This window comes from Rhodococcus sp. X156 (genome assembly GCF_004006015.1).
Taxonomy (GTDB): domain Bacteria; phylum Actinomycetota; class Actinomycetes; order Mycobacteriales; family Mycobacteriaceae; genus X156.
In genome coordinates, this window is sequence record NZ_CP034766.1 from 3,388,720 (window position 1) to 3,407,136 (window position 18,417).

Consider the following 18,417-nt stretch of genomic DNA (forward strand, 5'->3'; position numbering starts at 1 on the left):
AGACGCGCCAAGCGCGGGGATGGGCGTACTTGCAGACGCCCCCAGTCAGCGCTGGGTGCTGACCTTGTGGAAGTTCAGGTACGCCTTGGACGGGGTAGGGCCGCGCTGGTTCTGGTACCGGGAGCCGGCGGCGGCGCTGCCGTAGGGGTCCTGCGCGGCCGAGGACAGCTTGAGCAGGCACAGCTGGCCGATCTTCATGCCCGGCCACAGCGTGATGGGCAGGTTCGCCACGTTGGAGAGCTCCAGGGTGATGTGCCCGCTGAACCCCGGGTCGATGAAACCCGCGGTGGAGTGGGTGAGCAGGCCCAGCCGCCCCAGCGACGACTTGCCCTCCAGCCGCCCGGCCAGGTCGTCGGGCAGCGAGCACGTCTCCAGCGTCGACCCCAGCACGAACTCGCCCGGGTGCAGCACGAAGGGCTCGTCGCCCTCGGCCTCCACCAGCGAGGTCAGCTCGTCCTGCTGCTGGGCGGGATCGATGTGGGTGTACCGGGTGTTGTTGAAGACCCGGAAGAAGCGGTCCAGCCGCACGTCCACGCTGGAGGGCTGGACCATCGCCGGGTCGTAGGGGTCGAGCCCCAGACGCCCTGCGTCGATCTCGGCCCGGATGTCACGATCAGAGAGCAGCACGACGCGAGCGTAGTCGACGCCGGGTATCCCCCGGCCCACCGCCACGGGACCCGCCGTGGTGGCGAAAGTGCCTGGTCGGTGCCATTCTGGGCGCCGAATGCCCGCGGGACGTCGTCCATCCGGGTGCTCACCGTCTCTGGGGGGAGCAACACAGTCGCATGGACCTGATCATGCTCGCGGCACAGATCAGCGCCGAGCCCGACCATCCCGATGCCGAGCGCACCGACGCCGACGCCGGTGCCCCGACCGGGCCAGCCGAGGTGGGGCGGCTGCTGCAGGACTGCCGGGGGGCGGTGCTGGCGGTCAACCCGGCTGGGCGTCGGCTGCTGGGCCTGGCGCAGGGGGGCTCCGCCGAGCACGACCCGTCCACCCTGCTGTTCGCCGTGGTGGACCGCGACGACCAGCCGATCCGGCTGCGCGACCACCCGGCCGCCCAGGTCCTGCGCACGGCGGTGCCCGCCCACGACTTCGTGGTCGGCGTTCGCCGGCGGAGCCTGTCCGGGGAGCCCGAGGAGCTGTGGCTGCACAGCAGCTCCGAGCCGGTGCACGACGAGCACGGCACGCTGGTCGGGGCGCTCAGCACCGTCAGCCCGGTGCGGGGACAGCGCCTGCACCAGCTGCGCCGCCGCCAGACCGAGCGCGCCTCGCAGATGCTGCTGCAGCGGGCCGACAGCGTGGTGGCCCTGCACCTGCCCGACTCCACCATCACCTGGGTGTCCGGCTCGGCCCGCACCCACCTGGGCTACACCCCCGAGCAGCTGCTGGGGGTGCGCGCCATCGAGCTGGTCGAGCCCGGCGACCGCGACAGCCTGGTCGCCTCCTTCCGGCACGCCCGCATCGGCACCCCGGTCACCGAGGTGGTGTGCGCGCGGCACGCCGACGGCCGCCCCGTGTGGGTGGAGATCACCGGCCAGGCGATGTACGACCGCGCCCTGCGCCAGGTGCAGCTGCAGACCGTCACCCGCGAGATCACCGAGCGGGTGCTGGCCGAGCAGGCCCGCGACCAGGCGGTCAGCCTGTTCCACCTGACCATGGCCCACGCCCCCATCGGACTGGCCGTGGTCGACCGCAACGGACACTGGGTGCAGGTCAACCGCGCCCTGTGCGAGCTGACCGGCTACACCGAGGCCGAGCTGATGGCCAGGACCTTTCGCGACATCACCCACCCTGACGACCTCGACGAGTCGCAGTCGTTGTTCGAGGAGATGCTCGACGAGGACGGCACTCCCGGCCCCACCGAGACCGACAAGCGCTACGTGCGCGCCGACGGCACCGTGGTGTGGGTGCACCGGCACGCGGTGCCGGTGTGGGGCCACGACGGCGAGGTCAGCCACCTGGTGGTGCAGGTGCAGGACATCACCGCCCGCAAGCAGGCCCAGGCCGAGCTGGCCCGGCAGGCGTTGTCCGACCCGCTGACCGGGCTGCCCAACCGCCTGGTGCTGCTCGACCGGCTCACCCACGCCCTGGCGCTGGCCGACCGGCAGGGCACCTCGGTGGGAGTGTTGTTCCTGGACCTGGACGGGTTCAAGGAGGTCAACGACACCTACGGGCACGAGCGCGGCGACGAGGTGCTGCGGCAGGTGGCCGCGCGGCTGTCCGGCGCCGTCCGGGAGGGCGACACCGCGGTGCGCCTGGGCGGTGACGAGTTCGTCGTGGTCTGCGAGCAGGTGGCCGAGCCGGAGCAGGTCCGCGCCCTGCGCAAGCGGATCGGCACCCTCTTCCACGAACCGTTCCAGGTGGGCAGCGAGCAGCTCAGCATGCACGCCAGCATCGGCATGGCGGTGGGCAGCGGGGGGCCCGCCGAGGTGCTGCTGAGCCAGGCCGACGCCGCGATGTACCGGGTCAAGCGCCAGCGTGCCGGCGGAGCCGCCGGCGGGGTGCGCACCGACGAGGTCAGCGAGACCGCGGCGGTGGATCGGCTGCACCTCACCGCGGAGCTGGAGAGCGCGGTGCGCGGCGACCAGCTGCGCATCGACTACCAGCCGATCGTGCGGCTGGACGACGAGGAGGTGGTGGCCCGGGAGGCGCTGCTGCGGTGGGAGCACCCACGGCGCGGGCTGCTGCTGCCGGAGGCGTTCCTGTCCGCGGCGGAGAGCAGGCAGCGCGTGCCCGCGGTGGGACGCTGGGTGCTGCAGCGAGCCTGCGCCGACGCGCTCAGCTGGCCCGAGGACGTGCAGCTGTGCGTCAACGTCTCCGCGAACCACTTGGGCCGCAGCGGCTTCGCCGACATGGTGCAGGCCGAGCTGACCCGCAGCGGGCTGGCGCCAACCCGCCTGCGGCTGGAGATCACCGAGCACACGGCGCTGAGCTCCTCGCCGTCCACCCGCGCGGCCGCCACCCGGCTGAGCGCACTGGGAGTGCGGTTCACCCTGGACGACTTCGGCACCCAGCACTCCTCCATCGCCGCGCTGCACCGGCTGCCGATCAGCGCGGTCAAGATCGATCGCAGCGTCATTGCCGGGCTGCCGCACACCGGGGAGGCTCGCACCTTGGTCGACGGGCTGGTGGGGCTCGGCGCCGGCATGGCGCTGGACGTGGTGGCCGAGGGTGTGGAGACCGTCGAGCAGGCTCACTGGCTGCGCGAGCACGGCTGCCCGCAGGCGCAGGGCTTCCTGTTCGGGCGACCCGTGGCCGCACCCAGCCGCAGCGCGGTCGGCTAGCACCCCCTCGGGCGCCGCCCCGTGCAGCGCTAGCGCCCTCGAGCGCCGCCCCGTGCAGCGCTAGGGCCGGACGCCGACCACTGCCGGGTGCGCGTCCCGGACCGGCTCGGCCAGCCCGGCCAGCAGCTCGCCATAGGTGAGCAGCACCTGGCGGGAGCGGGCCGCGTCACCGTCCACCAGCCAGCCCAGCACCGCACCGTCCATGGCGCTGAGCACCATCCGGGCCACCACGTCCACCGGCAGGATCCAGCTGACGTTCGCCGCGCGGGCCACCGCGCCCAGCGTCTGCTCGCACTCCTGGTGGTAGAGCCGGTACTGCCACTGGGCCAGCTCCGCCAGGTCGGGCTCGCGCAGCGCGAACTGGGTGAGCTCGTAGGTGAGCCGCTGCCGCTTGGGCTCGCCCTCCACCACCTGCCACACCGCGTCGAGGTACTCCCGCACCAGCGTGGTCAGATCGCTGGTCTGCCGGGGCGGCTGCCGCACCGCCGTGGCCAGCTGACGCACCAGCGTGGTGATGACCTCGCGCAGCAGCGCCTGCTTGGACTCGAAGCAGTAGTGCACGGTGGCCAGCGTGGCCCCGGCCTCGCCCGCGATCCGGCGGGTGGTGGCCGCGGCCACCCCGTCCTCGACCATCACCCGGATCGTCGCGTCGATCAGCTGCTGACGTCGTTCTGCTACCGCAATGCGTGCCACCTGAGTCCCCCAACGCTGACGACCGCCCCGCGCCAGACTAGCCCTGAACAGCGCCTATGCCGGCCGAACGGCAATGCCCATGGCCGCCGGCCCGCTCGACGCGCTGTTGGACGAGCGACTAACTTTCGGGTCGCGACACGACCGGACGACAGAAGGGCCACGGACGTGACCTGGACGAACTGGGCGGGCAACCAGCACGCCGACCCGCACACGGTGGCCCGGCCCACCAGCACCGCGGAGCTGGCGGAGGTGGTCTGTGCCGCCGCTGCGGCCGGCGAGCGGGTCAAGCCCGTCGGGTCGGGACACTCCTTCACCGGCATCGCGCTGACCGACGGCGTCCAGGTCGACCTCGGCCTGCTGACCGGGCTGGTGTCGGCCGACCCGAGCAGCGGGCTGGTGACGGTGCGGGCCGGCACCACCCTGCGACGGCTGAACACGGTGCTGGCCCAGCTGGGCCTGGCGATGACCAACCTCGGCGACGTGGACGCCCAGACCCTGGCCGGGGCGCTGTCCACCGGCACCCACGGCACCGGCTGCCGCTTCGGTGGGCTGGCCACCCAGGTGCGGGCGCTGGAGCTGGTGCTGGCCGACGGCTCGGTGGTGACCGCCAGCCCCACCGAGAACCCCGAGCTGTTCAGCGCGGCACGAGTGGGTCTGGGCGCGCTGGGCGTGCTGAGCACGGTGACGCTGCAGACCGAGCCCACCTACACCCTGCACGCCCGGGAGGAGCCGATGCCGCTGCGCGAGGTGCTGGACAACCTCCCGGAGCTGGTGCGGGACAACGACCACTTCGAGCTGTACTGGTTCCCGCACACCACGGCCACGCTCACCAAGCGAAACAACCGGCTGCCCGCCGACGCCGTGCCCCAGCCGCTGCCCCGCGGTCGGGCGCTGCTGGAGGACGAGGTGCTCAGCAACGGGCTGTTCCAGCTCACCTGCCGGCTGGGCCGGTCCCGGCCGAGGCTGGTGCCCCGGATCAACCGCGTGGCCTCCCGGGTCCTGGGCGCCCGGGAGTACTCCGACGTCTCCCACCGGGTGCTGGTCTCCCCGCGCCGGGTCCGCTTCGTGGAGATGGAGTACGCGGTGCCCACGGCGGCGGTGGGCGAGGCGCTGGCGGGCATCGAGCGGGTGATCGCCGAGCACCACCTGCGGGTGTCCTTCCCGGTGGAGGTGCGCTTCGCCGCCGCCGACGACGTCCCGCTGTCCACCGCCAGCGGCCGCGACAGCGCCTACCTGGCCGTGCACGTGTTCCGCGGTGAGCCCTTCGAGCGGTACTTCCGCGCCGTGGAGGCGGTGATGGACCGCCTCCACGGCCGTCCGCACTGGGGCAAGATGCACTACCAGGACGCGGCCACCCTGCGGCAGCGCTATCCCCGCTTCGACGAGTTCACCGCGGTGCGCGCCGCGGTGGATCCCGAGCGGCGCTTCGGCAACGACTACCTGGAACGGGTGCTGGGATGAAGATCGACGAGCTGCAGACCCCCGCCCTGCTCGTGGAGCAGAGCGTCCTGCAGGCCAACCTGGACACCATGGCCGCCGCCCACCCCGGGGCGCGGCTGCGCCCGCACGTCAAGGCGCACAAGTGCACCGAGCTGGCCCGGCGCCAGGACGCGGTGGGCCACCACGGCTTCACCTGCGCCACCATCCGCGAGGTGGAGGGCATGGCCGCAGCCGGACTCGGCACGGACCTGCTGCTGGCCAACGAGGTGCTGGACGCCCGGCGCCTGGGGGTGCTGGTGGCGGCCGGGCACCGGGTGACCGTGGCGGTGGACTCCGCCGAGACCGTGGCGGCCGCGGCCGACGGCGGGGTGCGCGAGGTGGTGGTGGACGTCAACGTGGGCCTGCCCCGCTGCGGCTGCACCCCGGCCGAGGCCGGCCGCATCGCCGACCTGGCCCGTGGGCGGGGCCTGGCCGTGCGCGGGGCGATGGGCTACGAGGGCCACCTGATGATGGCCCAGCCCGCGGCGGAGCAGGCCCGGCTCACCGAGGAGGCGATGGCGCTGCTGCTGGCCGCGCACGCCGACGTCGGCGGGGAGCTGGTGAGCGCCGGAGGCACCGGCACCTACGCGGTGAACACCTGGGCCACCGAGATCCAGGCCGGCTCCTACGCGTTGATGGACACCGCCTACGCCGAGCTGGGCCTGCCCTTCGGCCACGCGCTGAGCCTGCTCGCCACCGTCCTGTCCACCGGGACGGCGGGCGAGACGCCGTACGCGGTGGCCGACGTCGGGCTGAAGTCGCTGGGCATGGACCACGGCAACCCCACCATCGCCGACGGGCAGGTGTGGTTCTGCAGCGACGAGCACACCACCTTCGGGGCGGCAGAACTGTCCGGCGCAGAGCTGCCGACCGTCGGCCAGCGGGTGCGGGTGCTGCCCGCGCACGTCGATCCCACGGTCGCTCTGCACGAGGCGATGTGGCTGGTGGACGGCGAGGAGGTGCTGCAGCGCTGGCCGGTGGACCTGCGCGGGTGGTGAGCCGCTATGCTGCCTCTCGACGCTGCCACCCGACCCGGGCCACGGCCTGAGCCAACCGGCAGCGTCACGCGGATGTAGTTCAATGGCAGAACATCAGCTTCCCAAGCTGAACACGCGGGTTCGATTCCCGTCATCCGCTCCACCACTGCCCTGCTAGCCGACGAGCACGTCCTCCGGCTGCGGTTCCGACCACAGGTAGCCCTGCCCGATCATGCAGCCCAGCTCCAGGGCCCGCTCCGCCTGGTCGACGGTCTCCAGCCCCTCCAGCACCACCGTCTTGCCCAGCTCCACGGCCAGCCCGGCGATGGCCCGCACCACCGCGGCGCCGGACCGGGTGTGCAGCGCCGCCGCCGTGCTCCGGTCGATCTTCACGCCGTCACAGGGCAGGTACACCAGGTGCTCCAGGGTGGACACCCCGCTGCCGAAGTCGTCCAGCACGATGCGGAAGCCGAGCGCGCGCAGCTGGTCCAGGAACGCCACGTTGGCCGGGCTGGCGGCGATGGCCGCGGTCTCGGTGAGCTCCAGCGACACTGCGCTGGGCGGCAGGCCGGACGCGGTCACCGCGTCGTGGATGCGGTCCACGCACCCGGGGTGCTCGAAGTGCCGACCGGAGACGTTCACGGTGATCCGCAGCTCCGGTGACGTCTGCCGCCACCGCTGGGCCACCACCGCGGCCTGCCGCAGCACGGCCAGGTCGAGGTCGATGATGAGCTCGCTGTCCTCGGCCAGCGGGATGAACTCCGCGGGCGGCAGCACGCCGCGCGTGGGGTGGTGCCAGCGGGCCAGCGCCTCGTAGGCCACCACCTCGCCGGTGGCCAGGTGCACCAGCGGCTGGAAGTAGGGCAAGATCTGGCCCTCGTCGATGGCCACCGCGAGCTGGTAGACGTCGGTCTGCGGCCGGCTCGGCCCCACCCGGCGCAGCAGGTCCAGCTGCTCCTCCAGCACCGAGCCGAACTGGACCAGTCGCCGCAGTGCCTGCTCGGTCGTGTGCCGCTCGGCCACGTCCACCAGCGCCAGGGTGCCCACCACCAGGCCCTCGCGGCCCACCAGCGGGATGCCGATGTAGGACCGCGCGGCCGCAGTGCCCACGCAGGGCTGCTGGGGGTAGCCGCGGGTCGGGAGGTCGCTGATCGCCAGCGGTTGCCCGGTCCGCACCACCACGTCGCAGGGGGTGGCCGAGCGGGGCTGGGGCGGTGGCGGCGCAGTGCCCACGCTGATCAGCGTGTGCTGCTCGTGCTCGTCCAGGATGTTCACCGCCGCCACCGGGTAGGTGACCGACTCCGCGGCGAGGAACAGCGTGGTGCGCAGGGCCGAGGAGGGAGCAGCGAGGTCGAGGTAGCGCCGGGCGGAGTCACTCTGCCGACGAACATCGAGCTCGCGCATCCGCTGCCTCTCCACCGTCAGCCACCACCAGGGGCTAACAGTATGTACACACCGTCACTCATACGGGCCGATTTGTGGGCGTGGTCGCCCTGGCGGTCAACCTAGGTCGTCCGAGCCAAAAGCCCTGAGCTGGTCCGCTCCGGCCCTCGACCGGTGGGCTCAGCCCACCCAGTACAGGCGCAGCTGCTGGCCGGGGCGCACCTGCGCGGCGCGGTCGACGTCGGCGTCGAGCACCACCGCCACCACCGGGTAGCCGCCGGTCACCGGGTGGTCGGCCAGGAACAGCACCGGCTCCCCACCCGGGGGCACCTGCACCGCCCCGCGCACCAGCCCCTCGCTGGGCAGCTCCTCGGTGCGCGAGCGGGTGAGCCGGTGGCCCTCCAGCCGCATGCCCACCCGGTTGCTGCGCGCCGACGCCGTCCACGCCCGGGTGGTGAGCGCGTCCACGTCGGCCACCCACCCGGCGCGGGGCCCACGCAGCGCCCGCAGCCGCACCAGCCCGCCGCCGGGCACCGCCACCGCGGCCTGGGCCACCTCCGGGTAGGCCTCCGGAGCGGGGCCCACCGGAAGCACCACGCCGACCGCCAGCGGGTCCGGCCCCAGCCCGGAGAGCACGTCGGTGCTGCGCGAGGACAGCACCGCCGGCACGGTGATCCCGCCGCGCACGGCCAGGTAGGTGCGCAGCCCGGCCGCCGGCGCACCCAGCCGCAGCACGCTGCCCGCAGGCAGGCGCAGCACCGCGTGGTGGCCCACCGGGGTGCCGTCCAGCACCGCCGGCGCCGCGGCCCCCGCCAGCGCCACCAGCAGGTCCGCCTCGGCGCGCACCTGCAGCCCACCCAGGGTGGCCTCGATGGCCGCGGCGTCCTCGGGGTTGGCCACCAGCCGGTTGGCCAGGCGCAGGGCGGCGCGGTCGGCGGCGCCGGAACGGCTCACCCCCTGGGCGGCCAGGCCCGGTCGGCCCAGGTCCTGCACCAGCGCCAGCGGTCCGGTGGCGAGCACCCGCAGCGCGGTCACGGCCGCTCCACCGCCACGAACCGCACCTGCCCGCCAGGGTGCAGCAGCGCGGGCGGATCGCGGTCGACGTCCCACAGCACCGCGTCGGTGCGGCCGATCAGCTGCCAGCCGCCGGGCGAGGACCGCGGGTAGACCCCGCTGTGCTCGCCGGCCAGCCCCACCGAGCCCGCCGGGACCCGCTCCCGGGGCTCGTCGCGGCGCGGCACGTGCAGCCGAGGGTCGCCACCCACCAGGTAGGCGAAGCCGGGCGCAAAGCCGCCGAAGCCCACCCGCCACAGCGAGCCGGTGTGCGCAGCCACCACCTCCGCCGGGCTCAGCCCGGTCAGCCGCGCCACCTCCGCCAGGTCGGGCCCGTCGTAGACCGTGGCCAGCTCCACCACGTCGCCGGCACGCGCCTGCGCCAGCGCGGGCTGCACCTGCAGCTGCTCCAGCCGCCCGCGCAGGGCGACCAGGGCGGCGGGACCGCGGGCGTGCAGCACCACCGTGCGCGCGCCGGGCACCACGTCCAGCACGTCGTCGAGCTCGCGCGCCGCGGCGGCGAGGGCGTGCACCACCTCGGCGTCGGCCGGCTCCAGCAGCAGCGCCGTGTCACCGAGGGCGTGCACCTGGAACACCACCGGCCTCCCCCCGCTCACGTCAGCCCCGCACGAAGGCCGCCACGTCGACCCCAGCCTCGCCCAGCGCCGCCCGCACCGCCACCGCCATCGCCACGGCCGCCGCCGAGTCCCCGTGCACGCACACCGACTCCGCGCTCACCCGCACGTCGGTGCCGTCCACCGCCCGCACCACACCCTCCTGCACCACCCGCACCACCCGCTCCGCGACGGCCGTCGGGTCGTCGAGCACCGCGCCCGGCGCGGTCCGCGGCACCAGCTGACCGTCGGGCAGGTAGCCGCGGTCGGCGAAGAACTCCGGCACCGCCCGCATCCCCGCGGCCTCGGCGGCGGCGAGCAGGGCGGAGCCGGGCAGCCCCAGGATCGGCAGGGCGGGGTCGTAGTCGCGGACGGCGGCCACCACCGCGGCGGCCTGGTCGGTGTGGTGCACCACGGCGTGGTAAAGCGCGCCGTGCGGCTTGACGTAGCGCACCTGGGTGCCGCTCACCCGGCACATGCCCTCCAGCGCGCCGATCTGGTAGAGCACGTCGTCGGCCAGCTCGGTGGCCGAGACGTCCATGAATCGGCGGCCGAACCCGGCCAGGTCGCGGTAGGCCACCTGGGCGCCCACCTCGACCCCGGCGGCCGCGGCCAGCGCGGCGGTCTGCCGCAGCGTGGAGGGGTCACCCGCGTGGAAACCGCAGGCGATGTTGGCGCTGGTGACCGCGGCCAGCACTGCCTCGTCGTCGCCCAGCACCCACCGGCCGAACGACTCACCCAGATCGCTGTTGAGGTCCATCCGCCCAGTCTCGCCGACCGTTGGTGTCGTCGACCGTTGGTGTCGCCCTGCTCCTAAGTAGATGCGTCCCGCATCACACGCATGGCACTATCAGGCAGGTGATGTCACTGCGGAAGCTCACCGTCCCCCTGACCGCGGTCCTCTGCGTCGGCCTCGTCGGCTGCGGCTCGAGCAGCGACGACGACGTGGCTCCAGCGCTGCCGCCGGCCTCCTCCACCGCCGCCGCCAGTCCCACCGCGGCCGACCCGGCCGCACCCGCTCCCGCCGCGGCCGACCCCGGAGCACCCGCTCCGGGTGCGCCTGCCCCGGGAGCGGCTCCGAGCGCGGCTCCGGGTGCCCCGGCGGCTCCTGGGGCACCGGCACCGGGCACCGGCGCTGGCGCGCCCACCGCGGCAGCCCCCGCACCAGCGCCCAACGGGGCCGCCCAGCCGCCGGCACAGGCCCCGTCCACGCTGCCCGCACCGGCTCCAGCCGGCGCCGGCGCCCTGCCGCAGGTGGACACCGATCCCGCCAAGGCCCTCGCCAACGCCGGCCCCAAGGGGCAGGCCTACCTGCAGGCCCTCGCGGCCGGTGGCGTTCCCGGCAACGAGGCCATCAACGGCGTCTACATCCTCTTCGCGCAGGCCACCTGCCAAGCCAAGGCGCGTGGCGACTCCCGCCAGTCGATCCTCACCCAGTTCGACCAGATCGGGACCATGCTGGCCCCCACCACCAAGAAGTCCTCCCGGGAGATCTCCGAGCTCTTCGTCGGCTCGGCCGAGCGGACCTACTGCTAGCCCCACCCTGCCGGCACGGGACAGGGCCGGTGGCGCGATAGCGTCGGGGCATGGATGCCGACGCCTGGGACGAGCGCTACGCCGACAGCGACCTGGTGTGGGGCGCTCCGCCCAACCGCTACGTGGTGGAGCACGCCACCGCGCTGCCCCGCGGGCGGGCGCTCGACCTCGCCTGTGGGGAGGGGCGCAACGCCCTGTGGCTGGCCACCCGGGGCTGGGACGTCACCGCGCTGGACTTCTCCCGGGTGGCGCTGACCAAGGCGGCCGAGGTCGCGGCGCGCTCCCCCCGCTCGGTGGTCTCCCGGCTGCACTGGCAGCAGGCCGACGTCACCGCCACGGAGCTGCGCGGTCCCGGCGAGGCGCCCTACGACCTGGTCCTGGTGGTCTACCTGCACCTGCCGCGCGAGCAGCGACGCGCGGTGCTGGCCGCGGCCTGCGCCGCCCTCGCCCCCGGCGGACACCTGCTGGTGGTCGCCCACGACTCCACCAACCTCACCGACGGCTACGGCGGCCCGCAGGACCCAGACATCCTGTTCATCCCCGCCGACGTGGCTGGGGAGCTGCCGGCAGACATGACCCTGGTCACTGCCGCCCAGCCCCACCGCGAGGTGGACACGCCTGACGGCCTGCGGATGGCGATCGATGCCGTGGTGGTCGCGCGCCGGAGCGCCCAGGGTTAGTGGTTGCCGTGGTTACCGGTCGGTAATATCCTCTTGTTACCGGCGGGTAGTGAATGCTGCTCCGTCGACGATCCATCCCACCTGGGCCGACGAAACGGGAAGAGCATCACGATGGGCCACTACAAGAGCAACCTCCGCGACATCGAGTTCAACCTCTTCGAGGTGCTCGGTCTCGGCGACCGTCTCGGCAAGGGGTTGTTCAGCGACCTCGACGAGGAGACCGTGCGCGACATGCTCGGCCAGGTCCGCGAGCTGGCCGAGGGTCCGCTCGGGGAGTCCTTCGCCGACGCCGACCGCAACCCGCCGGTGTTCGACCCGGCCACCCACTCGGTGACCCTGCCCGAGTCGTTCAAGAAGTCCTTCCAGGCGCTGTGGGACGGCGAGTGGTACCGGATGGGCCTGGCCGAGGACATCGGCGGCATCCCCGCTCCGCGCACCGTCGTGTGGGCCATCGGCGAGCTGGTGCTCGGCTCCAACCCCGCCGCCCACATGTACATGGCCGGCCCGAGCTTCGCCCAGGTGCTGTTCGAGGAGGGCACCGAGGAGCAGAAGAAGTGGGCGGCTCTCGCGGTGGACAAGGGCTGGGGCGCCACCATGGTGCTCACCGAGCCCGACGCCGGCTCCGACGTGGGCGCCGGCCGCACCAAGGCCATCCAGCAGGACGACGGCTCCTGGCACATCGAGGGTGTCAAGCGGTTCATCACCTCCGCCGACAACGACCTCTTCGACAACATCTACCACCTGGTCCTGGCGCGCCCCGAGGGCGCGAAGCCGGGCACCAAGGGCCTGTCGCTGTTCTTCGTCCCCAAGTTCCACTTCGACCCCGAGACCGGTGAGCTGGGCGAGCGCAACGGCGTCTACGTCACCAACGTCGAGCACAAGATGGGCCTGAAGGTCTCCGCCACCTGCGAGGTGACCTTCGGCGACACCGACGTGCCCGCCAAGGGCTGGCTGGTCGGCGAGGTGCACAACGGCATCGCGCAGATGTTCAAGGTCATCGAGAACGCCCGCATGATGGTCGGCACCAAGGCCATCGCCACGCTCTCCACCGGCTACCTCAACGCGCTGGACTACGCCAAGGAGCGCGTGCAGGGTGCCGACCTCACCCAGATGAGCAACAAGGCGGCGCCGCGCGTCACCATCACCCACCACCCCGACGTGCGTCGCAGCCTGATGATGCAGAAGGCCTACGCCGAGGGCCTGCGCGCGGTGTACCTCTACGCGGCCTCCTTCCAGGACGAGATCATCGCCGGCGACGGCAACGACACCGACGTCACGCTGGCGGAGCGGGTCAACGACCTGCTGCTGCCGATCGTCAAGGGCGTGGGCTCCGAGCGTGCCTACGAGCAGCTCGCGCAGAGCCTGCAGACCCTGGGTGGCTCCGGCTACCTGCAGGACTACCCGATCGAGCAGTACATCCGGGACGCCAAGATCGACACCCTCTACGAGGGCACCACGGCGATCCAGGCGCAGGACTTCTTCTTCCGCAAGATCATCCGCGACAAGGGCGCCGCGCTGGGCTTCGTCGCCGGGGAGATCCAGAAGTTCATTGAGTCGGAGTCCGGCAACGGCCGCCTCAAGGAGGAGCGGGCGCACCTGGCGACCGCGCTGGCCGACGTCCAGGCGATGCTCGCCGCGATGACGAGCAACCTGATGGCCGCCCAGGACGACGCCAAGAACCTCTACAAGGTGGGCCTGGCCAGCGTCCGGCTGCTCATGAGCGTGGGCGACCTGCTCATCGGCTGGCTGCTGCTGCGCCAGGCCGAGGTGGCCCTGGCCAAGCTGGACGGCACCATCAGCGCCAAGGACACCGCGTTCTACAACGGCAAGGTGGCCGTGGCCTCCTTCTTCGTCAAGAACGTGCTGCCCGAGCTGACCGCCAGCCGGCAGATCGTGGAGAACACCGACAACGACATCATGGAGCTCGACGAGGCCGCGTTCTGATCCCGCGCCTCCGCTAGCCCGCTAGCAAACCGCACTCAGGGCCCGCAACGTCCCGGCAGCCGCCGAAAGGACGTTGCGGGCCCTGAGGGCGTTGGCGACTAGATGCAGCGCTGGACTAGATGCAGCGGCGGATTAAATGCAGCGCACGATCGGGCTGGGGTCGTAGACCACGGTGCGGGTCTTGCGGGAGAGCTCCTTGCCCGTCCTGTCGCGCACCACGCGGGTGTCGGTGGTGGTGAAGCCCTTGGCTCCGGCCGAGGGGGCGCAGTCCTTGCCCTTGGGCAGCTCGATCACCTTGGGGTCGGTGTCGCTGCTCCGGCCGCCGTTGATCGACTCCACGTCCACCGTCTTGGTGCCCCACAGGCGCACCGTGATCGAGCTGGCGTCGCCGAAGGCCTCGATCAGCACGCCGGTGCTGGTGGGCACGCTGAACTTGAGGTCGATGGCGCCCTCGTAGACGGTGGCCTCGCGGCCCGCGGGGTAGCGCGAGATGTAGTAGCTGTGCTCGGTGTGGGCGACGTCGGTCATCCCGGCGAAGTAGGAGGCGTTGTACAGCGTGGTGGCGAACTGGCTGATGCCGCCACCCACCGCGTTGCCGGCGTGGCCGTCGATGATGACGCCGGAGTCGACGTAGCCCTGGGCGGTCCCGCGCGGCCCGGTGTGGCCGTTGAGGGAGAACGTCTCGCCCGGCTTGACCACCGCCCCGGTGACCTCCTTGGCCACCTGGCGGATGTTGACGCCGCTGGCGTAGGAGAAGCCGCCACTGCGGAACTCCCCGATCACCTCCTTGACGCCCAGCCCCTCGGCCTGGGCGGTGGTGAACGACGCCTGCTTGGGGGCGTAGACCGCCTGCAGGGGCTTGCGCTCGCCGACGACGACCTTCTCCAGCCCCGCCAGCGTCTGGGCCCAGTCGATGGCGACGCCGTCCGAGGACGGCACCACCCGCGGAGCCCCGTCGCGCAGCACCACGGTGGCGTCGGTGGGCTTGGTCTCCGTCTTGGCCAGCTGGGGTGCCAGCACCCGGGTGGCGCCCGCCACGTCGACCTTGGGCCGCAGCCCGCCGTCGCCGTCGGCCTCGAAGCTGAGCACGGTGGCGATGCCGTCGGGTCGCAGCGCCGCGCTGGCCCCTCTGCCCTCCACCACGACGCTGGTGGCGACCGCGGTGCGCGCCACGGCGAGGGCACTGTCGACCGCGGCCTGCGACACCGACACCTCCTGGCGCGTCACCGGCAGCGGCACGGGGGGCTCGTCCAGCCACCCGTCGACCAGCGCGGAGGCGGCCCCGGCCGCGTCGAGCTGCTGCCCGGCGCGCGGCGCCTCGGCCACCGGAGTGGCGCCGGCGAAGCGCACACCGCCCTCGGCGACCGGCCGGTCAGTCTGGCCGCGCAGGCCCTGCACCGCCCGGTCGAGCTGGGCCCGATCGGTGGTGGTGACGATGCCGACGTCGATGGTGCCCACCACCGAGCGAACCCGGGTGACGGGGCTGAGCGGCTGGGAGCCGGCCTGCTCCAGGGTGGCCGACCAGTCCACGCTGAGCCCGGCCGTGGTCGGGTCGAGCGTGGCGCTGACGTCCCCGGCCTGCACCGGCACGGGCTGGCCGGAGCGTGGGGTCAGCTCCCGGCGCAGCTTCTCCTCGGCGGCAGCGGTGTCCAGCCCGCCGACCTCGACGCCAGCCACCCGCACGCCGCGAGGCACCTCGCCGCGAGAGCTGAGCAGGTCGGCCGTGTAGGCGATGCCCAGGACCGCCAGCACGACGGCGGCGCCCAGCGCGACCTTGACGGCCACCCTGCCTCGAAGCTCGCTGCTGTCGGACACGCGGTACTCCCCAGATCAAACGGACACTTGACCTGATCAGCGTACGGGGGACAGGGCGCACAGACCGGCGTCCATCTCAGGAACACCGCGGAGCTGGCACTGGAAAGCTCCGCGCTGCTGCCAAGTCGGGGTAGGCAGCAGCGCGGAGCTATCAGGTACATCGAGGGCGGGTCTGCCTGCGTTACACATCAGTTGAATTTTCTTTTGTCGACGCGTGCGTCAGCGTGACGTGCCGGTCTGCGCCCGGTCAGGCAGCCCGGCCGGCCAGGAACCGGCCGAAGTGCGGGACGGTGAACGCGACGAAGCCCCGCTCGGTGGCGTAGACGAGCCCCTTCTTGAGCAGGCTGTCCCGCGCCGGAGACAGCGACGACGCCTTGCGGCCCAGGTGCTCGGCCACCTGCGCCGTGGGCACCGCCTCGTCGGGCGCGCCACGCAGGTCGGCCAGCTCGGCCATCGCGTAGAGGTACTCCCGCTCGGCGGGCGTGGCGCGCTCCAGCCGGGATCCGAAGAACCCGACCGCCAGCTCGGCCTCGGCCTCCGGCCCGGCGATGGCCACGTCGGCGGCGGTGATGCTGGCGCCGGGGGCGGCGTCCCAGGCGGCCTTGCCGTAGGCCTGGACGAAGTAGGGGTAGCCACCGGAGGTCTCGTACAGCGCGGCCAGGGCGTCGTCGTCGATGTCGGCGTCCTCGCGCTGGATGGGCGCGCGGATGGCCTGCTCGGCGGCGGCGGGGTCCAGGCGGTCGATGCGCAGGTAGCGGAACAGCCGCTCGGAGTAGGACTTGCTGGCGGCGAGCACGCTGGGCACGTGCGGCAGGCCCGCACCCACCACCACCAGCGGCGCCCCGGACTGGCTCAGCTCGTGGCAGGCGGCGCACATCGCCGAGACGTCGTCGATGCCCAGGTCCTGCATCTCGTCGAGCAGCAGGACCAGGCCGGTGCCCACGTCGGCGGCCAGCTCGGCCACGCAGGTGAACAGCTCCACCAGGTCGATCTCCATGTCCCCGGAGTCGGCACGCCCGCGGGTGGCGGGCACGTCGATGCCGGGCTGCCACTTGTCCCGCATCCCGGTGCCCTCCGGGTTGGCCTTGAGCGCGAACGCCTTGAGCACCCCGAGCACGTCGTCCACCCGGTCGGGCGCACGGTGGCGCACCGCCAGGTCGCGCACCGCCCGGTGCAGCGCGGCGCTGAGCGGGCGCCGCAACGGCGAGCCCGCCTTGACCTCCACCTTGCCGCTGGCCCAGCCGCGGTTGAGCGCCCGGGAGCGCAGCTCGCCGAGCATCACCGTCTTGCCCACCCCGCGCAGGCCGGTCAGCACCAGGCTGCGCTCGGGCTTGCCCCGCGAGACCCGCTCCAGCAGCACGTCGAAGGCTTGCAGCTCGCGGTCGCGTCCGGCCAGCTCGGGTGGGCGCTGGCCGGCGCCGGGCGCGAAGGGATTGCGTACGGGATCCACGCTCGGACAGTATCGGCCAATCTAGAGGCCCACCGATAGGCGCGCAGAAAGAGCACGCCCTGGACCTGGGGACGCCGAACGGCGCGGGCGGGACGGTGGTCACCGTCCCACCCGCGCCATTGGTGGAGTGGTCGCGCTCAGCGCTCCAGGATCGCGGTGACTCCCTGGCCGCCGGCGGCGCAGATGGAGATCAGGCCGCGGCCCGAGCCCTTCTCCGCCAGCAGCTTGGCCAGGCTGGCCACGATGCGCCCGCCGGTGGCGGCGAACGGGTGGCCCGCCGCCAGCGAGGAGCCGTTGACGTTGAGCTTGGCGCGGTCGATGGATCCGAGCGGACCGTCCAGGCCGAGCTTGGCCTGGCAGTACTCGGGGTCCTCCCAGGCGGCGAGGGTGGCCAGCACCTGCGAGGCGAACGCCTCGTGGATCTCGTAGAAGTCGAAGTCGCCCAGCTTCAGCCCGGCGCGGGCGAGCATCCGCGGCACCGCGTAGGTGGGGGCCATGAGCAGCCCGTCCTCGCCGTGCACGAAGTCCACCGCCGCGGTCTCGGAGTGGGTGATCCACGCCTGCACCGGCAGCGAGCGCGACGTGGCCCACTCCTCGCTGGCCAGCAGCACCGCGGACGCGCCGTCGGTGAGCGGGGTGGAGTTGCCCGCCGTCATCGTCTGCTTGGGCCCGTTGCCGAACACCGGGTTGAGCTTGGCCAGCTTCTCCACGCTGGAGTCCGGGCGCAGGTTCTGGTCGCGGGAGAGCCCCATGAACGGGGTGACCAGGTCGTCGAAGAAACCGCGGTCGTAGGCGGCCGCCATCTTGTGGTGGCTGGCCGCGGCGAGCGCGTCCTGGTCGGCGCGAGAGATGTTGAACTTCAGCGCGGTCTGCGCCGCGTGGTCACCCATCGACAGGCCCGTGCGGGGCTCACCGTTGCGGGGGATCTCCGGCACCACCTGGCCGGGGCGCAGCGAGCCGAGCAGCTTGAGCCGGCCGACCGTGCTGGGGGTGCGGTTGAACTCCAGCAGCACTCGCCGCAGGTCCTCGTTGACGGCGATGGGCGCGTCGCTGGTGGTGTCCACCCCGCCGGCGATGCCCACCTCCTGCTGTCCGAGGGCGATCTTGTTGGCCACCTGGATGGCCGCCTGCAGCCCCGTGCCACAGGCCTGCTGGATGTCGGTGGCCGGGGTCTCCGGCGAGAGCGCGCTGCCCAGCACCGACTCACGGGTGAGGTTGAAGTCGCGGCTGTGCTTGAGCACGGCACCGGCCACCACCTCGCCCAGGCGCTCACCCTGCAGGCCGAAGCGGCTCACCAGGCCGTCCAGGGTGGCGGTGAGCATGTCCTGGTTGGAGGCGCGGGAGTAGACGCCGTTGGAGCGGGCGAAGGGGATGCGGTTGCCGCCGAGCACGGCGACGGGGCGTCCGGCGTTTCCGGCCGGCGCCGTGGGGTTGCTGCGGGCAGGCTGTGTGGCCACGGTTCATCTCCATTGCTCGGCGCTGTGGGGGTTCGGCGCTGTGGGTTCG

The 18,417-nt window shown here is 72.9% G+C and carries 15 protein-coding genes and 1 tRNA gene; 7 read left to right on the top strand and 9 right to left on the bottom strand.

The window, feature by feature from the left end; genetic code table 11:
• Positions 1-45: 45 nt before the first annotated feature.
• The gene (gene dcd, locus ELX43_RS15985; protein WP_127784276.1) at positions 46-627 is read right to left on the bottom strand and encodes a dCTP deaminase; all 582 of its coding nucleotides are present in this window, start codon (positions 625-627) and stop codon (positions 46-48) included.
• Between the two features lie 158 nt (positions 628-785).
• Between dcd and ELX43_RS15990 the strand changes: the two genes are divergently transcribed.
• On the top strand, positions 786-3,287 hold the full coding sequence (locus ELX43_RS15990) for an EAL domain-containing protein (RefSeq protein WP_127784277.1): 2,502 nt from the start codon (positions 786-788) through the stop codon (positions 3,285-3,287).
• A gap of 60 nt (positions 3,288-3,347) precedes the next feature.
• Here the strand turns inward: ELX43_RS15990 and ELX43_RS15995 are convergent, their stop codons facing one another.
• A complete protein-coding gene (locus ELX43_RS15995; protein WP_127784278.1) occupies positions 3,348-3,980 on the bottom strand; it encodes a TetR/AcrR family transcriptional regulator in 633 nt (210 codons plus the stop codon).
• A gap of 165 nt (positions 3,981-4,145) precedes the next feature.
• Here ELX43_RS15995 and ELX43_RS16000 point away from each other — a divergent pair, with 165 nt between their 5' ends.
• The 3 genes from ELX43_RS16000 to ELX43_RS16010 all read left to right on the top strand — a co-directional run bounded on the left by ELX43_RS16000 (position 4,146) and on the right by ELX43_RS16010 (position 6,599).
• Entirely contained in the window at positions 4,146-5,441 is a 1,296-nt protein-coding gene (locus ELX43_RS16000) for a D-arabinono-1,4-lactone oxidase (RefSeq protein WP_127784279.1), read from the top strand.
• Positions 5,438-6,457, top strand: a complete 1,020-nt coding sequence (locus ELX43_RS16005; RefSeq protein ID WP_127784280.1) for an alanine racemase — start codon at positions 5,438-5,440, stop codon at positions 6,455-6,457. The genes ELX43_RS16000 and ELX43_RS16005 overlap by 4 nt, the downstream gene beginning before the upstream one ends.
• Positions 6,458-6,525: 68 nt before the next feature.
• Positions 6,526-6,599 (top strand) — tRNA-Gly (locus tag ELX43_RS16010).
• A gap of 11 nt (positions 6,600-6,610) precedes the next feature.
• Here the strand turns inward: ELX43_RS16010 and ELX43_RS16015 are convergent.
• From ELX43_RS16015 to ELX43_RS16030, 4 genes are all read right to left on the bottom strand, one after another.
• Positions 6,611-7,840: an EAL domain-containing protein gene (locus tag ELX43_RS16015; RefSeq protein ID WP_127784281.1), complete on the bottom strand. Its 1,230-nt coding sequence runs from the start codon at positions 7,838-7,840 to the stop codon at positions 6,611-6,613.
• 159 nt (positions 7,841-7,999) lie between these two features.
• Positions 8,000-8,854 carry a biotin-dependent carboxyltransferase family protein gene (locus tag ELX43_RS16020; RefSeq protein WP_127784282.1) on the bottom strand — a complete coding sequence of 285 codons (855 nt, stop codon included), beginning with the start codon at positions 8,852-8,854 and terminating at the stop codon, positions 8,000-8,002.
• Positions 8,851-9,489, bottom strand: a complete 639-nt coding sequence (gene pxpB, locus ELX43_RS16025; protein WP_241249322.1) for a 5-oxoprolinase subunit PxpB — start codon at positions 9,487-9,489, stop codon at positions 8,851-8,853. The genes ELX43_RS16020 and pxpB overlap by 4 nt, the downstream gene beginning before the upstream one ends.
• Before the next feature lies 1 nt (position 9,490).
• Positions 9,491-10,246, bottom strand: coding sequence for a 5-oxoprolinase subunit PxpA (locus ELX43_RS16030; RefSeq protein WP_127784283.1), 756 nt, complete (start codon positions 10,244-10,246; stop codon positions 9,491-9,493).
• A 101-nt stretch (positions 10,247-10,347) separates the two neighbouring features.
• On the opposite strand from ELX43_RS16030, the gene ELX43_RS16035 reads away from it, so the two are divergent.
• The 3 genes from ELX43_RS16035 to ELX43_RS16045 all read left to right on the top strand — a co-directional run bounded on the left by ELX43_RS16035 (position 10,348) and on the right by ELX43_RS16045 (position 13,646).
• Positions 10,348-11,022, top strand: a complete 675-nt coding sequence (locus ELX43_RS16035; RefSeq protein ID WP_127784284.1) for a hypothetical protein — start codon at positions 10,348-10,350, stop codon at positions 11,020-11,022.
• 50 nt (positions 11,023-11,072) lie between these two features.
• Positions 11,073-11,702, top strand: a complete 630-nt coding sequence (locus tag ELX43_RS16040) for a class I SAM-dependent methyltransferase (RefSeq protein WP_127784285.1) — start codon at positions 11,073-11,075, stop codon at positions 11,700-11,702.
• A 111-nt stretch (positions 11,703-11,813) separates the two neighbouring features.
• A complete protein-coding gene (locus tag ELX43_RS16045; RefSeq protein ID WP_127784286.1) occupies positions 11,814-13,646 on the top strand; it encodes an acyl-CoA dehydrogenase in 1,833 nt (610 codons plus the stop codon).
• Between the two features lie 132 nt (positions 13,647-13,778).
• On the opposite strand, the gene ELX43_RS16050 is transcribed toward ELX43_RS16045, so the two are convergent.
• From ELX43_RS16050 to ELX43_RS16060, 3 genes are all read right to left on the bottom strand, one after another.
• Positions 13,779-15,461 carry a VanW family protein gene (locus tag ELX43_RS16050; protein WP_127784287.1) on the bottom strand — a complete coding sequence of 561 codons (1,683 nt, stop codon included), beginning with the start codon at positions 15,459-15,461 and terminating at the stop codon, positions 13,779-13,781.
• A gap of 247 nt (positions 15,462-15,708) precedes the next feature.
• The gene (locus ELX43_RS16055) at positions 15,709-16,911 is read right to left on the bottom strand and encodes an ATP-binding protein (protein ID WP_127784288.1); all 1,203 of its coding nucleotides are present in this window, start codon (positions 16,909-16,911) and stop codon (positions 15,709-15,711) included.
• A 137-nt stretch (positions 16,912-17,048) separates the two neighbouring features.
• The gene (locus tag ELX43_RS16060) at positions 17,049-18,368 is read right to left on the bottom strand and encodes an acetyl-CoA C-acetyltransferase (RefSeq protein WP_127784289.1); all 1,320 of its coding nucleotides are present in this window, start codon (positions 18,366-18,368) and stop codon (positions 17,049-17,051) included.
• Positions 18,369-18,417: the final 49 nt, after the last annotated feature.

Excerpts from the sequence above, each read along its gene's own strand:
- ELX43_RS15990 (WP_127784277.1), top strand. The coding sequence starts at position 786 with ATGGACCTGATCATGCTCGCGGCACAGATCAGCGCCGAGCCCGACCAT.
- ELX43_RS16005 (WP_127784280.1), top strand. The coding sequence starts at position 5,438 with ATGAAGATCGACGAGCTGCAGACCCCCGCCCTGCTCGTGGAGCAGAGC.
- ELX43_RS16015 (WP_127784281.1), bottom strand. The coding sequence starts at position 7,840 with ATGCGCGAGCTCGATGTTCGTCGGCAGAGTGACTCCGCCCGGCGCTAC.
- ELX43_RS16030 (WP_127784283.1), bottom strand. The coding sequence starts at position 10,246 with ATGGACCTCAACAGCGATCTGGGTGAGTCGTTCGGCCGGTGGGTGCTG.
- ELX43_RS16035 (WP_127784284.1), top strand. The coding sequence starts at position 10,348 with ATGTCACTGCGGAAGCTCACCGTCCCCCTGACCGCGGTCCTCTGCGTC.
- ELX43_RS16040 (WP_127784285.1), top strand. The coding sequence starts at position 11,073 with ATGGATGCCGACGCCTGGGACGAGCGCTACGCCGACAGCGACCTGGTG.
- ELX43_RS16045 (WP_127784286.1), top strand. The coding sequence starts at position 11,814 with ATGGGCCACTACAAGAGCAACCTCCGCGACATCGAGTTCAACCTCTTC.